This is a genomic window from Oleiphilus sp. HI0061, assembly GCF_001635675.1.
The window spans coordinates 1-337 of record NZ_LWFE01001800.1; the positions used below are offsets into that span (position 1 = coordinate 1).

Annotated in this window: 1 protein-coding gene; it reads left to right on the forward strand. The window is 47.8% G+C overall.

Features of this window, described 5'->3' with window-relative positions; translation table 11 throughout:
* Positions 1–337 (forward strand): NAD(P)H-dependent flavin oxidoreductase (locus A3735_RS31550; RefSeq protein ID WP_369820569.1); only part of this gene is annotated, 337 nt, incomplete at both ends.

The window sequence follows — 337 nt, forward strand, 5'->3', positions numbered from 1 at the left end:
GTTTTTGGTCTCTAGCCCTAAACTGGTGATCAATGCATGTAAAAACGGTGTCGTAGGCACGTTTCCCAGCTTTAATACCCGAACTCAGGACTTATTAGATACTTGGCTTGGTGAAATTAGCGAGGACTTGGCGCAGTTTGCTGAGGCTAACCCCGACAAACCCGTTGCCCCTTTCGGTGTTAACTTGGTTGTACACCCCTCGAATACGCGTTTACCGAGTGACCGAGAAGTGGTCAAGAAGCATAAGGTTCCTTTTGTCATTACCAGTCAGGGCAACCCTGCAGAGATAGTGAAGGAAGTGCATGAGTGGGGCGGTGTTGTCTTTCATGATGTAATT